Here is a 17,888-nt window from a genome sequence, read left to right on the forward strand (position 1 = left end):
TTCGCGACGGCGATGGGGCCATCTGTGACACCTCGCGCACGAAGTGTCACAGATGGCCCCTTGCCCCCGAATTCCGGCCTGCACGGCGACCATCATGGTCCTTGCGTCCTTGCGTCCTTGCGTCCTTGCGTCCTTGCGTCCTTGTGTCCTTGTGTCCTTGCGCCCGTAACCCGTGTCGAGCGCCCGCCGGGGGTCGCGAAAAATCAGGCGAGGATCGCGGCGACCTCCGCGAGGATCGGCAGCGACACAGTGGCTCCGGGCCGGGTGACGGTCAGTGAGGCCGCGACGGTCGCCCAGCGCACGGCATCCACCATCGCGTCGGGAGAGACCAGGCCCGAGGCCGCGGCATCCGTCGCCGCCAGCCGCGCCACGAGGGCTCCCACGAAGCTGTCCCCGGCGGCGGTCGTGTCGACCGCGATCGCCGGACGTGCCGGCGCGAGGCCGAGCACCTCGCCGTCGAACGCGACGATGGCCCCCTCCGCGCCGAGGGTGACGATCGCCCAGGTCTTGTCGGCGCTGAGCAGCTCGGCGGCGCGGGCGGCATCCGCTTCGCCGGTCAGCGCGGCCGCCTCGAGCTGGTTGGGCACCACAAGGTCGACGGATGCGAGGAATCCCGCCGGCAACACCACCACCGGCGCCGGGGTCAGCACCGAGAACACCCCGTTCGCCCGGGCGACCGTGATCGCCTCCGTGAGCACGGCGACCGGCAGCTCGCACTGCATCACCAGAAACCCCGCCGCGCCGATCGTCGCCCGCTGCGCCGCCGACAGCGCCGTCACGGTCGCGTTCGCGCCCGACACCACAACGATCGAGTTCTCGCCGGCATCCGTCACGCTGATGTGCGCGGTGCCGGTCGGCTCCGCGCTCTCAGCCAGCCCCTCTGAGCGGATGCCCTCACCCGCGACGAGCGCGCGCAGCTGGGCCCCGTAGGCATCCGCTCCGACCGCGCCGAGAAACGCAACCGTGGCACCCTGGCGCGCCGCGGCGACCGCCTGGTTCAGTCCCTTGCCGCCCGGGACGGTCGTGAAACTGTGGCCGAAGATGGTCTCGCCCGGTTCGGGCAGACGAGCCTGACGCACGACGAGGTCCATGTTGGCGCTGCCGAGCACGGCGATAGTAGTCATCGCTCCAGTCTGCCAGCGCCCGCCCCGCCATCCATTCCGCGAAAGCGGGTCAATCGTCGATGAGTCACAGCCAGAACGACGATTCACCCGCTTTCACGGGGATGGACGCGGCCGCACGTGGGAGAATGGGCGGGTGAGCCTCTCCGAACCTCAGCCAGACCCGCAGCGCCCGCAGGATCCTCGGGACAGTACGCAACCCGACGCCCAGCCCGAGCCCCGCGACGAGACCGTCATCGGCACGGTTACCGGCACCCTGCACCGCGCCCCGCGCTACACGAACTTCATGATCCTCGGGGCGATCCTCGGGGTGCTGTCCGCGCTGGTCCTCACGGTGATCTTTCCCGAGAACGCCGAGTTCAGCCGGGCCCAGGTCTTCGGCTTCCTGCTGCTCGCCGGTGTCGCCGGCGGGGTGGCCCTCGGAAGCGTCATTGCGCTCATTCTCGACAAGGTGGTAGGTCGGCGAACCACCACCGTGGTCGCCGATAGACTGGGCCGCAGCGAGTCACGCGCCGATGAGGCGCCGGGCAGTTAGTCCGACCCGGGTGCAGCCGCGACGAGTGCATCCGACACCCGCACGATCAACAACAACGAGATACAAAGGGGCTGCGGCTTGCCCGGTGGCGACGGACTGTTAAATCACGATCTTCTTCCCAACGAGAAAGGCCCACAGGATGCCTGTGGGGTCTTCGGCGTCTGGGCTCCCGGCGAAGAGGTGGCGAAGCTCAGCTACTTCGGCCTCTACGCCCTGCAACACCGCGGCCAGGAATCCGCCGGCATCGCCACGAGCGATGGCAGCAAGATCCTCATCTACAAGGACATGGGCCTCGTCTCCCAGGTCTTCAACGAAGCCTCGCTGAGCACGCTCCTCGGGCACATCGCCGTCGGGCACACCCGCTATTCCACGACCGGGTCGTCGAGCTGGCAGAACGCCCAGCCCACCCTCGGCCGCACGTCGAGCGGCACCGTCGCGCTCGGCCACAACGGCAACCTCACCAACACCGCCGAGCTGCTGCAGCTCGTGCACGAGCGTTACCCGCAGGCCGACGGCGAGCTGGCCCGCGGCAACACGACCGACACCGCGGTGATCACGGCGCTGCTGATCGGCGACCTCGACCACACCCTGGAAGCCACCGCGATGGAGGTGCTGCCGCGCCTGCGCGGCGCCTTCTGCCTCGCCTTCATGGACGAAACCACCCTCTACGCGGCCCGCGACCCCCAGGGCGTGCGGCCGCTCGTGCTCGGCCGCCTCGAACGAGGCTGGGTCGTCGCTTCTGAGACCGCCGCCCTCGACATCGTCGGCGCGAGCTTCGTGCGTGAGGTTGAACCCGGCGAGCTCATCACGATCGACGAAGACGGACTGCGCAGCCAGCGCTTCGCCCCCGCCGAGCCCAAGGGCTGCGTCTTCGAATACGTCTACCTCGCCCGGCCCGACACCACCATCGCCGGTCGGGGCGTGCATGAAGCCCGCGTCGAAATGGGCCGCAAGCTCGCCGCCGAGTACCCCGTCGAAGCCGACCTCGTCATTCCGACCCCTGAGTCGGGCACACCGGCCGCGATCGGCTACGCCCAGGCGTCCGGTATTCCGTTCGGACAGGGCCTGGTGAAGAACTCGTACGTGGGGCGCACCTTCATCGCGCCGTCGCAGACGATTCGGCAGCGCGGCATCCGCCTGAAGCTCAACCCGCTCAAAGAGGTCATCAAGGGCAAACGGCTGATCGTCGTCGACGACTCGATCGTGCGCGGCAATACCCAGCGTGCCCTCGTGAGCATGCTGCGGGAGGCCGGCGCCGCCGAGGTGCACGTGCGCATCTCGAGCCCGCCGATCACCTGGCCCTGCTTCTACGGCATCGACTTCGCCAGCCGTGCTGAACTGATCGCGACCGGCCTCGAGGTCGACGAGGTACGCCAGTCCATCGGTGCCGACTCGCTCGGCTACCTGAGCGAAGACGGCATGATCGCCGCGACCGAGCAGCCGCGCGAGCGGCTCTGCACCGCCTGCTTCACCGGCGTCTACCCGATCGCCCTGCCCGAGTCGCAGCACCTCGGCAAGAATCTGCTCGAGCGCCAGCCCGCACAGCCGTCATCGAACGGATGCGACCCTGGCCCCGACGCGGACCTCGAAGCCGTTCTCGAACCGGCGTCGACGCGTGAGAATGCCCTGGCCGCACTCGGCCAAACACCGCTGATTCACACCCCGATGGTGCCAGCGGCACCCTTCGGAGATCCGGGAAGACAAGAATGAGCAACGCCTCCTACGCCGCCGCCGGTGTTGACACCGCGGCCGGCGACCTCGCCGTAAGCCTGATGAAGGCCGCCGTCTCGAACACCCACGGCCCCGAGGTGCTCGGCGGCTTCGGCGGCTTCGCCGGCCTGTACGACGTGAGCTTTCTCACCAAGTTCCGGCGTCCCCTGCTGGCCACGTCGACGGATGGCGTGGGTACGAAGGTCGCCATCGCGCAGGCCATCGACAAGCACGACACGATCGGCCAGGACCTGGTGGGCATGGTGGTCGACGACATCATCGTCGTCGGCGCCCGCCCGCTGTTCATGACCGACTACATCGCCTGCGGCAAGGTCGTTCCCGAGCGCATCGCGGACATCGTCGCCGGCATCGCCCGCGCCTGCTCGGCCACCGGAACCGCCCTCGTCGGCGGTGAGACCGCCGAGCACCCCGGGCTGCTCGGCCCCGACGACTACGACGTGGCCGGCGCGGCCACCGGTGTCGTCGAAGCCGACCAGGTGCTCGGCGCCGAACGGGTCGTCTCCGGTGACGTCGTCATCGCCCTCGCCTCGTCGGGACTGCACTCCAACGGCTACTCCCTGGTGCGCAGCATCCTGCGCACCAACGGCGTCGAGTTCACCGACCGCTCCGATGACCTCGGCGGCATCGTCGGCGAGGTGCTGCTGGAGCCGACTCGCCTCTACACGGGCCCGCTGCTCGACGTGTTGAACGACCCCGAACTGGCGGGGGCCGTGCACTCCCTCAGCCACGTCACCGGCGGCGGCATCGCGGCGAACCTCGCGCGCGTGCTTCCCCTCGGCTCCTGGGTCGACGTCGACCGCTCGACCTGGTCGCCCGCCCCGGTCTTCCGGGTGCTCAGCGACATGGCCGGCTCCTCACTCGAAAGCTCGGAGGGAACCTGGAACCTCGGAATCGGCATGTTCGCGGTCGTGGATGCGGCATCCGCGTCATCGGTGATCGCTCGCCTCGCCGGCAGCGGCATCAACGCCTGGGTCACCGGCCGGGTGTCGATGTCGCCGCGCGACTTCACCGGCTTCGAGCAGGGCGCCAAGGGCGTCAACGGCGGCGCCGTGCGCCTCGTCGGCGGATACGCCGCCTGACCCTCGGGCCGCCTGCGAGCAGGCAACAAAAAACCCCGTGCGGCGCCGGTTCTGGTCGGGCCCACGGGGTTTTGCTGTGTGCGGTCTTGCTGTGGTGCTTCAGGCGGTGATGCTGGGCTACGCGCGGCGCTGCTCGTCTTCGCTGGCGTACTGATCGGTGGCGTAGTGATCGACATAGCGTTCGTCTTCGTCGCTCTCGTCGTCAGCGGCCTCGTTCTTCGCCGCCTCAGCCTTCTCGGCCTTCTCTTTTTCGTACTCAGGCCACTTGGCCAAATCTTCGTCGAGGCGCGGGTCAGCCGGATGCCCGGTGAGCTCGCGTTCGAGCGCGTTGTAGTTGGTGTCCGGGCTGAAGTATTTCAGCTCACGAGCCACCTTGGTGTGTTTTGCTTTTTGACGGCCGCGCCCCATGCGTGACCCCCTTTACGATGCCAGGCCGGGTGAGCCAGAGTCTCCCGGGAGTTGCCGAACGGAATGGAAAAACTAGAGGCCAGTTTAGCATGGCCGAACGAACGGCTTGCTGACCCGCCTCTCAGGCGTACCTGGGGAGAGGGGTTGTGCTGCCGAGCGATGCGAGTGCGCCTGTAGTGATCATCGGAGCAGGGCAGGCGGGCCTCCCCGTAGCCTACTATTCGCGCAGCTCCGGTTTGGTCGTCGGGTGCGAATTCGGAGCAACTCAGCGCGTGAGCAGGTAACCGAGGGTGCAGACACCCGCGCCAAGGGCCAGCGTCAGGCCCGCATTGAGCAGCGCCGAACGCCACCGGCCGCGGCTGACCAGTTCGATCGTCTCGACGCTCCAGGTGCTGAACGTCGTGAGGCCGCCGCACACCCCGGTCAGCAGCACCAGCTGCAGGTCCGCCGAGATCGCGGCGCGTTCGGCCAAGCCGAGCACCACGCCGCCGAGCGCCGAGCCGACCACGTTCACGACCAGCACACCCCCGGCCAGCCGTCCGCGCCCACCCCACACGTGCCTAACCGGCCAGGCCCGCGAGACCAGGTAGCGGATGACGGTGGCTGCGCCCCCGCAGGCGACCACGCTCAGGACGACCCACACGCTCATGCGATGTCCCGACGCCGGGTGAGTCGCTCGTCGAAAAGTCGGCCGAGCCAGAGCCCGAGCGCCGCGGCGGCGAAGCCGAGCACGACGGACGCGGCGAGATAGCCGACGGCGAGCGTCCACAGCCCGGCCGCGCCCTGGGCGACGAGCGACACCATCACCGCCGAGAATGTCGTGAAGGAGCCAAGCACTCCCGGGCCGAGCGCGACCTTGAGCCAGGCCGGCACGGCTGGCCGGGTCCACAGCCCGCCGACCAGCCACCCGAGCGCGGCGGCGCCGAGCACATTGACGAGCAGCGTGCCGGTCGGAAACTGGTCGGTCGTGTGCGGCACGGCGACGTCGGCGGCGAAACGCAGGCTGGTGCCCAGCACTCCGCCGAGGAAGGCGGCCAGGATCAGCCGCACGGGTTACCGGCGTTTGCGGCGCCGCGACGCCTTCGGGGTCGAGCGGTTCGACGGGGCGCCTACGACGGGGCTGCCGTTCTTGACGACCTTGTTGACCACGTTGATGACCCCGGTGCCGAGCGGCGCGAGGGACTTGCGGGGAACCGGGCGGGAGCGTACGGGCTCGCCGCGGCGGTCTTGGCCGGGGATCGGGCGGGACCGGCGCCCGTAGATGAGCTCGGAAGAGTCGAGCAGCCACGGCACGAGGGCGATCGTCACGCCGTGCACCATCATCAGCTTCTGGCGCAACCGGCGGGCCTTGTGGTTGTGCAGCAGGCCTTCCCACCAGTGCCCCACGATGTAGATCGGCGTGTAAACGGTGACGACCTCGGAGCCGTGGTCTTCGCGGCGGTCACGAATGTAGCTGATCAGCGGATGGCTGATGTCCCGGTACGGGCTCGCGACGATGCGCAGCGGCACCTGGATGTTCTGCTTCACCCAGGCCCGTTTCAGCTCCTTGGTTTCGACGTCATCGATGGACACGTGCACGGCCTCGAGGCTCACGTGGCGGGCGGCGATCGCGTAGTCGAGGGCCTTCAGCACGGGCTTCTGCATCTTGCCGACCAGCACGATGGCGTGGTCGCCCTGCGAGCCGAAGGTCGTTATCGGGTCGACCTCGATCTCGCGGGCGACGTCACGGTAGTACCGGTTGACGCCCATCATCAGCGCGAACAGGATCGGCATCATCAGGAAGACGAGCCAGGCGCCGTGGGTGAACTTCGTGACCGTGACGACGACCAGCACGACGCCGGTGAGCATCGCGCCGAAGGCGTTGATCGACAGGCTCGCGATGATCGAACCGCGGTTGGCGGGCTTGGTCTTCAGCAGGGTCAGCCAGTGCTTCACCATGCCGGTCTGGCCGAGCGTGAACGACACGAAGACACCGATGATGTACAGCTGGATCAGCACGGTGAGGTTGGCCTGGTAGACGACCATGATGACGATCGCGGCGAGGGCGAGCAGGATCACGCCGTTCGAGTAGATCAGGCGGTCGCCGCGGGTGCTGAGCGACTTCGGCGCGTACTGGTCGCGGGCGAGCACCGAGCCGAGCAGCGGGAACCCGTTGAACGCGGTGTTCGCCGCGAGCAGCAGCACGGCCGCGGTCGCCGCCTGCAGCACATAGAACATGATCGAGAAGTCCCCGAAAGTGGCGGCGGCGACCTGGGCGATGAGGCTGCGCTGCGGGTCGGTGGCGCATTCCGCCCAGCCGATCAGGTCACACGGTTTCTCCGCATAGTGCACCTGGGAGGCCAGGGCCAGGGCCGTCAGCCCGACGAACAGCACGATCGCGATGCCGCCCATCAGGGCGAGCGTGGTCTGGGCGTTCTTGACCTTCGGGTGCTGGAAGGCGGGGACCCCGTTGGCGATGGCTTCCACGCCGGTCAGGGCGGAGCATCCGCTCGCAAACGATCGCAGCAACAGCAGGATGAACGCGGACTGGGCGAGGCTATGGCCCTCCACGTCGAAGCCGGCCGATTCGGCGGTCGGCGTGTCGCCGAGGGCCATGCGGGCGAGGCCGACGACGATCATCAGGGCGACGCTGCCGACGAAGAGGTAGGTGGGGAAGGCGAAGGCCTTGCTCGACTCGCGCACCCCGCGCAGGTTGGCGGCGGCGAGCAGGATGATGAAGACCACGGCGAGTTCGACGCGGAACGGGTCGAGGCCGGGGATGGCGGAGATGATGTTGTCCACGCCGCTGGCGACGGACACGACGACGGTCATGACGTAGTCGACGAGCAGGGCGCTGGCGACGATGAGGCCGGCCTTCTCGCCGAGGTTCTTGTGGGCGACCTCGTAGTCGCCGCCGCCGGAGGGGTAGGCCTTGATCAGCTGCCGATACGAGGCGACCACGACCACCAGCAGCACCACGACGACCGCGGCGACCCAGGGCGCGAAGCTGAGGAAGGCGAGCCCACCGAGGGTGAGGATCATCAGCAGTTCTTGCGGGGCGTAGGCCACGCTCGAGAGCGGGTCGCTCGCGAAGATCGGCAGGGCGAGGTGTTTCGGCAGCAGCTGGCCCTCGAGGTGCTCGCTCGGAAGTGGATCGCCGATGATCCATCGCTTCGGGGAGCGGCTCTCTGGGGTGGGGGGCAGCCCCTCTGGTGTCACGAGGGATGACACTACACCGTTGCCTCCCGGTGTCAAGTTTTCCGGGCGGCAGTCGATTTTTCGCGAGTGAGCACTTTGTGCAGTTCCCACGCTCGGGAAGTGCAAAAAGTGCTCACTCGCGGGGTTGTGCGGGCAGCGGATGCCTACGGACGGGTCGCGAGGATGCTCGCGCGCACCGCGTCCAGCTGACTCCGCAGGTCCGTGACGACCTCGCCGGGCAGGCCCGGGCCGGCGGCCTGCGTGCGCAGGTCGGCACGCAGCTGGTGCCGGAACTCGTTGAGCACCAGGTCGGCCTCGCGCAAGGCCCGGGTCGAGGCGACGTGCGTGCCGGTGTCGGCGGGTGTCGGGCCGACGGAGGCATCCGCTTTCGTCTGCCGGGCGGCGCTCGCGAGGTCTGCCCGCAGGCCTTTCATCGCGGCGCTCACGCCACTGCGTACCTCGTCGGCCAGGCGCCGCACCGACTCGGTGACCTCGCTCTCGACGCGGCCGAGTTCACCCTCCCGGGCGAGCAGTTCCGTGCGCCCGGCGTCGGTGATCTCGTAGACGGTCTTGCGGCCGTCGGCGGATTTGGTGACGAGTCCTTCTTCTTCGAGCTTGGCCAGACGGGGGTAGATGGTGCCGGCGCTCGGGCTGTAGGTGCCACCGAACCGGTCACTCAGCGCCTGGATCAGCTCGTAGCCGTGCCGCGGCTGCTCGGCGAGCAGGCTGAGCAGGTAGAGCCGCAGACTGCCGTGCGAGAAGACCGGGGTCATGATGCGGCCTCGCCGGGGGCACTGTGCGCGGACTCGGGGGCGGCATCCGGTCCTGCAGCGGCGGCCCGGCGCACGACCGAGATGTTGCCCGAGACGGAGTTGGCGTTGAGCTCGAGGAAGGAGTTGTCGAGGCTGCCGGTGCTGCCCTGGTAGCCGCGGCCGAAGGTGGTGCGCACGGTCTGGTCGTCGAGCTGCAGGGTGCCGGCGACCGTGTTGAGCCGGTAGCGGGCGGCGACGCCGGCGCCGAGCCGTACGGTGAGGTTGCCCGAGACGGTGTTGGAGTTGACCTGGTCTGGGGTGCCCTCGAGGTCGAGGAAGGCATCGCTCGAGACGCCGTCGAGACCGAAACGACGGATGTTGCCGCTCGCCGTCACCTCGCCGGTCACCGTGTGCACGCCGATGGAACCGACATGGTTGCGCACCGAGATCTCGCCGTTGACGGCGTTCAACTCGAGGTCACCGGTCACGTCGTCGATGACGAGGTCACCGGAGACGGTGCTGAGCTTGGCGTCGTTGCGGAGGCCCGAGATGAGGGCATCCGCCGAGACGACGCCGAATTTCAGGGCGACGTCGCGGGGCACCATCAGGCTGAGATCGGCCTGGGCTGTGCCGCGAAACGATCCGAAGACCTCGATGAAGTTGTCCCAGCGCAGCTGCGGGTGATCGATCTCGAGCACGTCGCCGTCCATCGAGATCTTGAGGTCTTTGCCGGTGACGCTGTGCACCTCGATACGGGCGCCGGGCTCGTCGTGGCCGATCACGTCGATCTTGCCGCCGATGAGGCCGACTTTGAGCCCTCGAACGAGCTCAATGTCGATGATTTTGGTCTGCCCGGGGGCGACCAGCCATTTTTCCAGAGACACCGGGTGTCCTTCCCTGTTTGATCACACTCATACGCGATATATCGCGTCTTCTGGATAACACGATATATCGCGTTTCCGCGCGCGGCAAGGGTTCAGCCTGAGTGTTTCCCGGGATTCGTTTCGGCGGCCGTTAGCCGCCGAACACCGGAAAGATCGCGAGCCACTGCGGGTTGTGGGCGTGCACGAGTACGAGAAAAACGACCAGGTCGAAGAGCAGGTGAACACAAACGACGTAGGTCAGCGACCGCGTGCGGGCGAAGGTGTACCCCTGCAGCAGTGCGAAGGGGAACGTCATGAGCGGACCCCAGCTCTGATAGCCGAGCTCCCACAGAAAAGAGGTGAAGATGACGGCCTGCAGCAGGTTCGCCTGCCAGTCCGGAAAATGCCTTCTCAGCAGGGCAAACGCCGTGCAGATGAAGAACAGTTCGTCCCAGATGCCGACGAAGCCGACCCCCACGAACAGACGGGCGAGTTCGTCGGGCGCGCTGATCGCCGGCCAGTTCAGGAAAGCGCCGCTGCCGATGAAATAGCTCGGCAGAATCAGGTAGCCGAGCAGCACCACCAGCGGCAGGTACCAGCGTTCCAGCGTGGTCCAGCGCTGCCCGGTGCGGATCGGAAACCGAATCGCGTGGTCCCGGTACAGGTAGCGCGAGAGCAGGTAGGGCACGAGCACCGAGAGCGTCAGCACCGTGCCCATCAGTGCGATGTTCGGGTAGTCGATGTTGGCTTCGAGTGAGATCGTGCTGATGATCAGCAGCCCGACGGCGAGCAGCAGCAGGTCTCGAAACAGGGCCCGGTTGACGAAGAAGGCAACGGCCACGGATACCGCCAGCAGCCCGTATCCGGGAATCGGCAGCTGCAGCGCGAAGATCAACACCGCGGAGGCCGAGAGCATCGCCGCCGGGATCAGTCCCGGGGACAGGCGCGGCTTTGTCGCGGTCGGCAGGGGGGAGTGTGTCGCGGAAGCGGCCATGTTTCAGCCTAACAAGTTCGTCTGACAAGACTTTCGGACGGCGGCCGAAACCTGCGCGAGACATGCGACAGGTACATTCGGGGCATGTCCCCCGACCTGATCTCCCCCGAACCGGCGACCCCCGACCTGCTCGACGTGCTCGACCCGATCGACCTGCTGCGCACCCTCATCGCAATCGACTCGGTCAACCCCGATCTCGTGCCCGGCGCTGCGGGCGAGGCGCGCATCGCCACCTGGTGCGCCGAGTGGCTGGCCGAGCGCGGCTTCGAGGTGCACCGGCTCGAGGAGCGCCCGGGCCGCCCGTCGATCGTCGGCGTCTTCCGCGGCACCGGCGCCGGCCGCTCCCTGATGCTCAACGGCCACCTCGACACCGTCGGCGTCGCCACCTACACCGGCGACCCGTTCACGGCCGAAGAGCGGGACGGCAGGATCTTCGGCCGGGGGTCCTTCGACATGCTCGGCGGAGTCGCGGCGATCCTCGTGGCGGCGGCGCGGGCATCCGCCTCGGGGCCGGACGGCGCGCGGCTGGCCGGCGACGTGATCGTGACCCTCGTCGCCGACGAGGAGTTCGGCAGCCTCGGCACCGAAGAGGTGCTGCGGCATTTCCGAGCGGATGCCGCCATCATCGCCGAGCCGAGCGGACTCGAGCTCACGCTCGCGCACCGCGGCTTCGCCTGGTTCGAGCTCGAACTCGAGGGGGTCGCCGCCCACGGTTCGCAGCCCGAGCGCGGTGTCGACGCGATCCAGCACGCGGCACTCGTGTTCACCGCCCTCGACGGCCTGCGCGACCGCCTCGAATCCACCGCGCCGCACCCCACCCTCGGGCACGGCACGGTGCGGGTCTCGATGATCTCCGGCGGCGACGATGCCGCCACCGTTGCGGCGGCCTGCACGCTGACCCTCGAACGACGGATGCTGCCCGGCGAGCCGCCGGAGCACGTCGAGGCCGAACTGCGCGAGCTGCTCGACGCCCTCGCCGCCACCGTGCCCGACTTCGCGTATCGGCTCGATCGTCTCGTCGCCCGCGCCGCCTTCGAAGCGGATGTCGCCTGGCCGATCGTCGAGGCGCTGCAGTCGAGCGCGACTCGGGTGCTGGGCCGCGCGCCCGCGCACCGCGGTGAGCCCTTCTGGACGGATGCCGGCCTTATCCTCGAGGCGGGCATCCCGTGCCTGGTGTTCGGGGTCGACGGCGGCGGCGCCCACGCCGACGAGGAGTGGGCCGAGGTGGCGTCGGTGCGCCAGCTTGCAGCGACCCTCGAGGGCACCCTGCGCGACTTCTGCTCGTAAGTTCGACCCGAGGCTTGACCTTGACGCTGGGTCAACCTCTAGCGTGAGTGTCATGGAACACGCGAGCAGGGACTGGTCGATCCAGGACATCGCGCGCCTCGCGCACACGACGAGCCGCACGCTGCGGCACTACGACGCCGTCGGCCTGCTGCCGCCGAGTCGCATCGGCAGCAATGGATATCGCCACTACGACGAGCGCGCCCTCGTGCGGCTGCAGCGCATCCTGCTGCTGCGGCAGCTCGGCCTCGGCTTACCCGCGATCACAGAGGTGCTCGCGAGCGAGACCGACGAGGCCGTGGCGCTTGCCGCCCACCTCGCCTGGCTGCAGAGCGAACAGCACCGTCTCGACCGGCAGATCAGCGCGGTCGAGAACACCCTGAAAAATCTGAATGGAGGAAACCAGCTGATGGCAGAAAAAATGTTCGACGGCTTCGACCACACCCAATACAAGGACGAGGTCGAGCAGCGCTGGGGAGCGGATGCCTACTCCCGCAGCGATTCCTGGTGGCGCGGCATGTCCGCGGCCGAGAAAGCCGAGTGGAAGGAACGCTCAGCTTCGCTCGGCCGGGACTGGCAGCAGGCGGCCGCGGCCGGCCTCGATCCGCTTGGCGACGCGGCCCAGGCGCTCGCCCAGCGGCAGTTCGACTGGCTGAGGGCGATCCCGGGCACCCCCGGCGGTGGGGCGGCCGGCCCACCCAAGCTCTACTTCACGGGCCTGGCCGAGATGTACGTTGCCGACGAGAGGTTCGCGGCAAACTATGGCGGGGCATCCGGTGCCGCCTTCGTGCGCGACACGATGCTCGCCTTCGCCGAGCGCACCCTGTAGTTCGCGCCCGTCCGTGCTCCCGGCGCCGCAGGTCGCCCGGGGCGCTCAACCCCAGCTCATGGGGCCATCTATGACACTTCGCGCACGAGGTGTCAGAGATGGCCCCATAAGTCTCGTGAGGTGTCAGAGATGGCCCCATAGATCGACTTCAAGGGGCGTTCTCTGACACCTCACGGTGCGGTGACGGCAGTGATGGGGCGTTCTGTGACACTTCGCGCACGAGGTGTCAGAGAACGCCCCTTGACCACCCCGCGACCGATGACGGACGCTCAACTATGGGGCCATCTCTGACACTTCGCGCGTCGGAATAGAGTCAGCGGGGTTGGTGGCGGTCTCGGACGCCGTCGTACTCAACGGTCCGGCTGCGGGCAGTGCCTGGGCAGCGGATGCCGGCCGCTTGATCGCGAAGAGTGGCATCGTCACGTTGACCATAGGACCGATGAGTACCGCGAAGAGCACCGTGCCGACGCCCACGTTGCCGCCGAGCGCCCAGCCGATCAGCAGCACAATGCCCTCCAGCCCGGTGCGCACGATCCAGATCTTCCACCCCGTGCGGCGGTGAAGCCCGGTCATCAGGCCGTCGCGCGGGCCCGGGCCGAAGTGCGCGCCGATGTAGAGGCCGGTCGCGATGGCGAGCACACTCAGTCCGACGGCGAAGAACACGATCCGCAGCGTGAGACCCTGACCGGTCGGAATCAGCCACAACCCCACGTCGGCCGCGACCCCCACGAGAATTGCATTGAGAATCGTGCCGATGCCCGGCTTCTGCTTGATCGGAATCCAGAGCAGCAGCACGACCGCGCTCGTGATGATGGTGATGACGCCGAATCCCCAGCCGGTGTGGTTGTCGATGCCCTGGGTGAGCACGTCCCACGGAGCCACGCCGATTTCGCCGCGCACGATCAGCGCAATGCCGATTCCGTACGCACGTGAGGCCGCGGCCGTCGTCTCGATCGGGTCGGTCGGCAAATCCGTGTGGGGCGGCGTGCGGATCGGCTGGATCCGCGCCGAGTCGACGCTGATCCGCCGGTTGGTCGCGGCCCGTTCCGCGAACGACCTGGGCACCCCGGTGCTCGAGCAGTTGCTCGTGGCCCGGCTGCTGCCGGAGATGCCGCAGATTCTCGCCTACCGCTCCGAGCAGCTGCGCGCCGGGCGCGACCACCTCGAGCGCCTGCTCGCGGAACGGTTTCCCGACTGGACCGTGCCACACGTTGACGGCGGTATCACCGCCTGGGTGAACCTCGGGGAGCCGGTCAGTTCGCAGCTCGCGCTCGCCGCCCGCAACCACGGACTGCTCGTGACGGCCGGCCCACGGTTCGGCATCGACGGGGCCTTCGAACGTTTCATGCGCCTGCCGTTCAGCCCGAGCCCCGAGCAGTTGGACCGGGCCGTCGACGCGCTCGGCCTGGCCTGGACATCACTCGCGCGGCATCCGCTGCCCGACACCGGCTTTCTTGCCGACGTGGTCTAGTCGGATGTCGAGTTGGTGCGTGTTTTTGAAGCGGTGAGCGCGTCGAGGGTCGGCGCATCGATCACGTCGCGGGTCATGGCGACACCGTGCGCTGGCTGGGTCCGGGCTCGGGATTCCCAGCATGCAGGCCTCACTCCCCGGCGTTCGGACTGACAGACTGAGCGCGTGCATTTTCTCGCCGTGTTGAGCATGAAAAACCGGGCGCTCATCGCGCTTATCACCATCGTGGCCGCGGTGTTCGGCAGCCTCGCGCTGACGAGTCTGAAGCAGGAGCTCATTCCCTCGCTGCAGCTGCCGCAACTGCTGGTGTCGACGAGTTATCCGGGCGCGAGCCCCGAGGTCGTCAACGATGATGTGTCGACGCCGATCGAGACCGCGATCCAGGGCCTCGAAGGACTCGAGACGACCACCACGACGAGCAGCACGAACTCCTCACTGGTCAGCGCCACGTTCACCTACGGCACCGACCTGGTCAAGGCCGAATCCCGCATGAGCCAGGCCATCAATCGCATCAAGGCAACCCTGCCCGAGGACCTCGACCCCCAGGTCATCAGCGGCAGCATTGACGACTTTCCGGTGATCAGCCTCGCGGTGGCCGGCGGCGACAACGCGACTCTCGCCGACGACCTGCGGCGCAGTGTGCTCGGCGACATTCGCGACGTTGACGGTGTGCGTGAGGCGGCCCTCGTCGGCGACGTCGGCCAGCGCGTCACGATCACCCCGAACGTCGACGAGCTCACCACTCGCGGCCTGTCCACGCAGGCGATTCGGGATGCCCTGCAGCAGAACGGCTCGCTGATTCCGGCCGGCGCGATCACCGAGGGCGACACCACCCTGTCCGTGCAGGCCGGCAGCAAGCTCGGCTCCGTCGACGAGATCGCGGCGCTGCCCGTGATCGCCACCTCGAGCGGTGCAACCGGCGGGGCGCAGGCGGCGGATGCGACGGGTTCCGCGGCTGCATCCGCCGCGGCCGCGGCGACCCCCGCCCTGACGACAATCGGTGACGTCGCCGCGGTCGCCCTCGGCGACAATCCCGTGCAGAGCGTGTCCCGGGTCAACGGCGAACCCGCGCTGACCATCGCGGTGACCAAGGTTCCCGCCGCGAACACGGTCGATGTCTCGACCGCCGTGCGCGATATCCTGCCCCGATTGGAGGACGCCGTCGCCGGCACGACCTTCACCGTCGTCTTCGACCAGGCCCCCTTCATTCAGGAATCGATCGACGCCCTCACCCAGGAGGGCATTCTCGGCCTCATCTTCGCCGTGCTCGTGATCCTGGTCTTCCTGCTGTCGGTGCGGGCGACGCTCGTCACGGCGATCTCCATCCCGACCTCGGTGCTGATCACCTTCGTCGGCCTGCAGGCCGTGGGCTACTCGCTCAACATCCTCACCCTCGGCGCGCTGACGATTGCGATCGGCCGTGTCGTCGACGACTCGATCGTCGTGATCGAGAACATCAAACGCCACCTCGTGGCCGGCTCCGACCGGGCGCAGACCATCGTCGAGGCCGTGCGCGAGGTCGCCGGCGCGATCACCGCGTCGACCATCACGACGGTCACGGTGTTCCTGCCGATCTCGTTTGTCGGCGGATCGACCGGGGAGCTGTTTCGCCCCTTCGCCCTGACCGTGACGATCGCGCTGCTCGCGTCACTGCTGGTGGCCCTCACGATCGTGCCGGTGCTGGCCTACTGGTTTCTGCGGGCGCCGAAGGCCGCCGGTGCCGGGTCGGCGAAGTCGCTGTCTCCCCGGGCCCTGGACAGGGCAGCCAAGGCCGATGCCGCGACCGCGACCGTCGCCGCCGCGGCGCTCGAGGCCGCCAATGCCGCTGCCGTGGCCGCAGCAGCAGCGGTCTCGGCCGCGTCGGCGGCTCGGATCGCCGCAGCTGCCGTGGCGCCGGGCGGGTCGATGGTCGAGGCCGAACTCGCCGCCCAGCCCGCGGTGCCTGCGGCGACGCAGGGAACCCGGCACGGGGCATCCGCCGCCGTCGACGAGAACCCCCGCCCGAACCCCGACCAGGCGCCCGAACTCGCCGAGAACCCCGGCCGCCTGCAGAAGGGCTACCTGCCGATCATCGGCTGGACCCTGCGCCATTCCGTCGCGACCCTCCTGATGGCAGTGCTCGTCCTGGGTGGCACGGTCGCCCTGCTGCCGTTCATGAAGGTGAACTTTCTCGGCTCGACCGGCCAGGATACCTTTCGGGTCAGCCAGGTGCTGCCGGTCGGCACCAGCCTCGCGGCGCAGGATGCGGCATCCGTCGCCGTCGACGAGACCCTGCGCGGCCTTGACGGCGTCAGTATCGTGCAGGTCTCGATCGGTGGCAGCAACCTGCAGAGCGCGTTTCGCGGCGGGGCGCCCTCGACGAGCACGGTCAGCTACTCCGTGACCACCGACGACAGCGCCGACGCGGATGCCGTGCAGGACCGTGCGCGCGCCGAGCTGGACGACCTCGAGGGCGCGGGCGAGATCACGATCGCGGCCTCCGACGGCTTCGGGTCGTCGTCGGACATCGAGATCAACGTGACCGCGCAGACGGATGCCGACCTGCAGGTCGCCGCCGACGACATCCTCGCCGCGGTATCAGGCCTCGACGCGATCGAGCAGAGCACCAGCAACCTCGCGGCGTCGCGGCCCTACCTCGCCGTGACCGTGGATCGCGCCGCCGCCGCGGAGGCCGGCCTGAGCGAACTCGCCCTCGGCACCCTCGTCTCGCAGGCGATGCAGCCCAGCGTGATCGGGTCGATCGTCATCGACGCGCGCTCGCTGTCGGTGTACCTGCAGACGGATGCCCCGCCCACCACGTCCGCCGAGCTCGCCGCCCTTCCCATCACCACCCGCACCGGCACCGTCGCCCTCGACACCCTGGCGACCGTCGCCCAGGTCGACGGGCCATCGAACCTCACCACGACGAAGGGGCTGCGCACCGCGACGGTCTCGGCGACGCCGAACAGTGACGACCTTGGCACCGCGAACGCTGAGATCACCGCGGCGCTCGACGACACCGACCTGCCGGCCGGCGCGACCGCCGAACTCGGCGGCGTCAGCGCCGACCAGACCGAGGCCTTCGAGCAGCTCGGAATCGCGATGCTCGTGGCGATCCTGATCGTCTACATCGTGATGGTCGCCACATTCCGGTCGCTGTTGCAGCCGCTGCTGCTGCTCGTATCGGTGCCGTTCGCGGCGACCGGTGCGATCGCGCTGCAGGTGATCACCGGTATCCCGCTCGGGGTGCCCTCGCTGATCGGCGTGCTGATGCTGATTGGAATCGTCGTCACGAACGCGATCGTGCTCGTCGACCTCGTCAACCAGTACCGGCGGCGCGGGCAATCGGTGCACGACGCGCTCGTCAACGGCGCGAGCCGGCGGCTACGTCCGATCCTGATGACGGCGCTCGCCACGATCTTCGCCCTGCTGCCGATGGCGGTCGGCCTCACCGGGCAGGGCGGCTTCATCTCGCAGCCACTCGCGCTCGTGGTGATCGGCGGCCTGGTCTCCTCGACGCTGCTCACCCTCGTGGTGCTCCCGGTGCTGTACTACGTGGTGGAGTCCCCGCGCGAACGGCGCGCCGCTGCCCGCAGCCGCACGCACCCCGCATCCGCTACCCGCGCCATGTAGCCGGTCTCGCGTGTGATTTCGCGAGTGAGCAG

The 17,888-nt window shown here is 68.5% G+C and carries 16 protein-coding genes; 7 read left to right on the forward strand and 9 right to left on the reverse strand.

Annotated elements, in window-relative coordinates; all coding sequences use genetic code 11:
• Positions 1–203 precede the first annotated feature (203 nt).
• The gene (locus tag D6T64_RS08165) at positions 204–1,124 is read right to left on the reverse strand and encodes a ribokinase (RefSeq protein ID WP_119974041.1); all 921 of its coding nucleotides are present in this window, start codon (positions 1,122–1,124) and stop codon (positions 204–206) included.
• 133 nt (positions 1,125–1,257) lie between these two features.
• On the opposite strand from D6T64_RS08165, the gene D6T64_RS08170 reads away from it, so the two are divergent.
• The 3 genes from D6T64_RS08170 (at position 1,258) to purM (ending at position 4,466) form a co-directional block, all read left to right on the forward strand.
• On the forward strand, positions 1,258–1,656 hold the full coding sequence (locus D6T64_RS08170; protein ID WP_233550944.1) for a hypothetical protein: 399 nt from the start codon (positions 1,258–1,260) through the stop codon (positions 1,654–1,656).
• A 78-nt stretch (positions 1,657–1,734) separates the two neighbouring features.
• The gene (gene purF, locus D6T64_RS08175) at positions 1,735–3,366 is read left to right on the forward strand and encodes an amidophosphoribosyltransferase (RefSeq protein ID WP_119974043.1); all 1,632 of its coding nucleotides are present in this window, start codon (positions 1,735–1,737) and stop codon (positions 3,364–3,366) included.
• Positions 3,363–4,466: a phosphoribosylformylglycinamidine cyclo-ligase gene (purM, locus tag D6T64_RS08180; protein WP_119974046.1), complete on the forward strand. Its 1,104-nt coding sequence runs from the start codon at positions 3,363–3,365 to the stop codon at positions 4,464–4,466. The genes purF and purM overlap by 4 nt, the downstream gene beginning before the upstream one ends.
• Before the next feature lie 117 nt (positions 4,467–4,583).
• On the opposite strand, the gene D6T64_RS08185 is transcribed toward purM, so the two are convergent.
• The 7 genes from D6T64_RS08185 to D6T64_RS08215 all read right to left on the reverse strand — a co-directional run bounded on the left by D6T64_RS08185 (position 4,584) and on the right by D6T64_RS08215 (position 10,660).
• Positions 4,584–4,874 carry a DUF3073 domain-containing protein gene (locus D6T64_RS08185; RefSeq protein ID WP_119974048.1) on the reverse strand — a complete coding sequence of 97 codons (291 nt, stop codon included), beginning with the start codon at positions 4,872–4,874 and terminating at the stop codon, positions 4,584–4,586.
• Positions 4,875–5,139: 265 nt separating this feature from the next.
• Positions 5,140–5,523, reverse strand: coding sequence for a fluoride efflux transporter FluC (locus D6T64_RS08190; RefSeq protein WP_119974050.1), 384 nt, complete (start codon positions 5,521–5,523; stop codon positions 5,140–5,142).
• On the reverse strand, positions 5,520–5,924 hold the full coding sequence (locus D6T64_RS08195) for a fluoride efflux transporter FluC (protein WP_119974052.1): 405 nt from the start codon (positions 5,922–5,924) through the stop codon (positions 5,520–5,522). Before D6T64_RS08195 ends, D6T64_RS08190 begins: the two co-directional genes overlap by 4 nt.
• A gap of 3 nt (positions 5,925–5,927) precedes the next feature.
• The gene (locus D6T64_RS08200; RefSeq protein ID WP_377012340.1) at positions 5,928–8,084 is read right to left on the reverse strand and encodes an APC family permease; all 2,157 of its coding nucleotides are present in this window, start codon (positions 8,082–8,084) and stop codon (positions 5,928–5,930) included.
• Between the two features lie 131 nt (positions 8,085–8,215).
• Positions 8,216–8,824 carry a PadR family transcriptional regulator gene (locus tag D6T64_RS08205; protein ID WP_119974054.1) on the reverse strand — a complete coding sequence of 203 codons (609 nt, stop codon included), beginning with the start codon at positions 8,822–8,824 and terminating at the stop codon, positions 8,216–8,218.
• A complete protein-coding gene (locus D6T64_RS08210) occupies positions 8,821–9,687 on the reverse strand; it encodes a DUF4097 family beta strand repeat-containing protein (RefSeq protein WP_119974057.1) in 867 nt (288 codons plus the stop codon). Before D6T64_RS08210 ends, D6T64_RS08205 begins: the two co-directional genes overlap by 4 nt.
• Before the next feature lie 130 nt (positions 9,688–9,817).
• The gene (locus D6T64_RS08215; protein ID WP_119974060.1) at positions 9,818–10,660 is read right to left on the reverse strand and encodes a CPBP family intramembrane glutamic endopeptidase; all 843 of its coding nucleotides are present in this window, start codon (positions 10,658–10,660) and stop codon (positions 9,818–9,820) included.
• 84 nt (positions 10,661–10,744) lie between these two features.
• Between D6T64_RS08215 and D6T64_RS08220 the strand changes: the two genes are divergently transcribed.
• On the forward strand, positions 10,745–11,947 hold the full coding sequence (locus tag D6T64_RS08220) for an ArgE/DapE family deacylase (protein WP_119974062.1): 1,203 nt from the start codon (positions 10,745–10,747) through the stop codon (positions 11,945–11,947).
• Positions 11,948–11,999: 52 nt separating this feature from the next.
• Positions 12,000–12,773, forward strand: a complete 774-nt coding sequence (locus D6T64_RS08225) for a MerR family transcriptional regulator (protein ID WP_119974064.1) — start codon at positions 12,000–12,002, stop codon at positions 12,771–12,773.
• Between the two features lie 273 nt (positions 12,774–13,046).
• Here the strand turns inward: D6T64_RS08225 and yczE are convergent, their stop codons facing one another.
• A complete protein-coding gene (gene yczE / locus D6T64_RS08230) occupies positions 13,047–13,673 on the reverse strand; it encodes a membrane protein YczE (RefSeq protein ID WP_199719113.1) in 627 nt (208 codons plus the stop codon).
• A gap of 10 nt (positions 13,674–13,683) precedes the next feature.
• Between yczE and D6T64_RS08235 the strand changes: the two genes are divergently transcribed.
• The gene (locus tag D6T64_RS08235; protein ID WP_233550950.1) at positions 13,684–14,244 is read left to right on the forward strand and encodes an aminotransferase class I/II-fold pyridoxal phosphate-dependent enzyme; all 561 of its coding nucleotides are present in this window, start codon (positions 13,684–13,686) and stop codon (positions 14,242–14,244) included.
• 165 nt (positions 14,245–14,409) lie between these two features.
• Positions 14,410–17,856 (forward strand): efflux RND transporter permease subunit, encoded by a 3,447-nt coding sequence (locus D6T64_RS08240; protein ID WP_233550951.1) that lies wholly within the window; start codon positions 14,410–14,412, stop codon positions 17,854–17,856.
• Positions 17,857–17,888 lie beyond the last annotated feature (32 nt).

The organism is Cryobacterium melibiosiphilum (assembly GCF_003602235.1).
Taxonomy (GTDB): Bacteria; Actinomycetota; Actinomycetes; order Actinomycetales; family Microbacteriaceae; genus Cryobacterium; species Cryobacterium melibiosiphilum.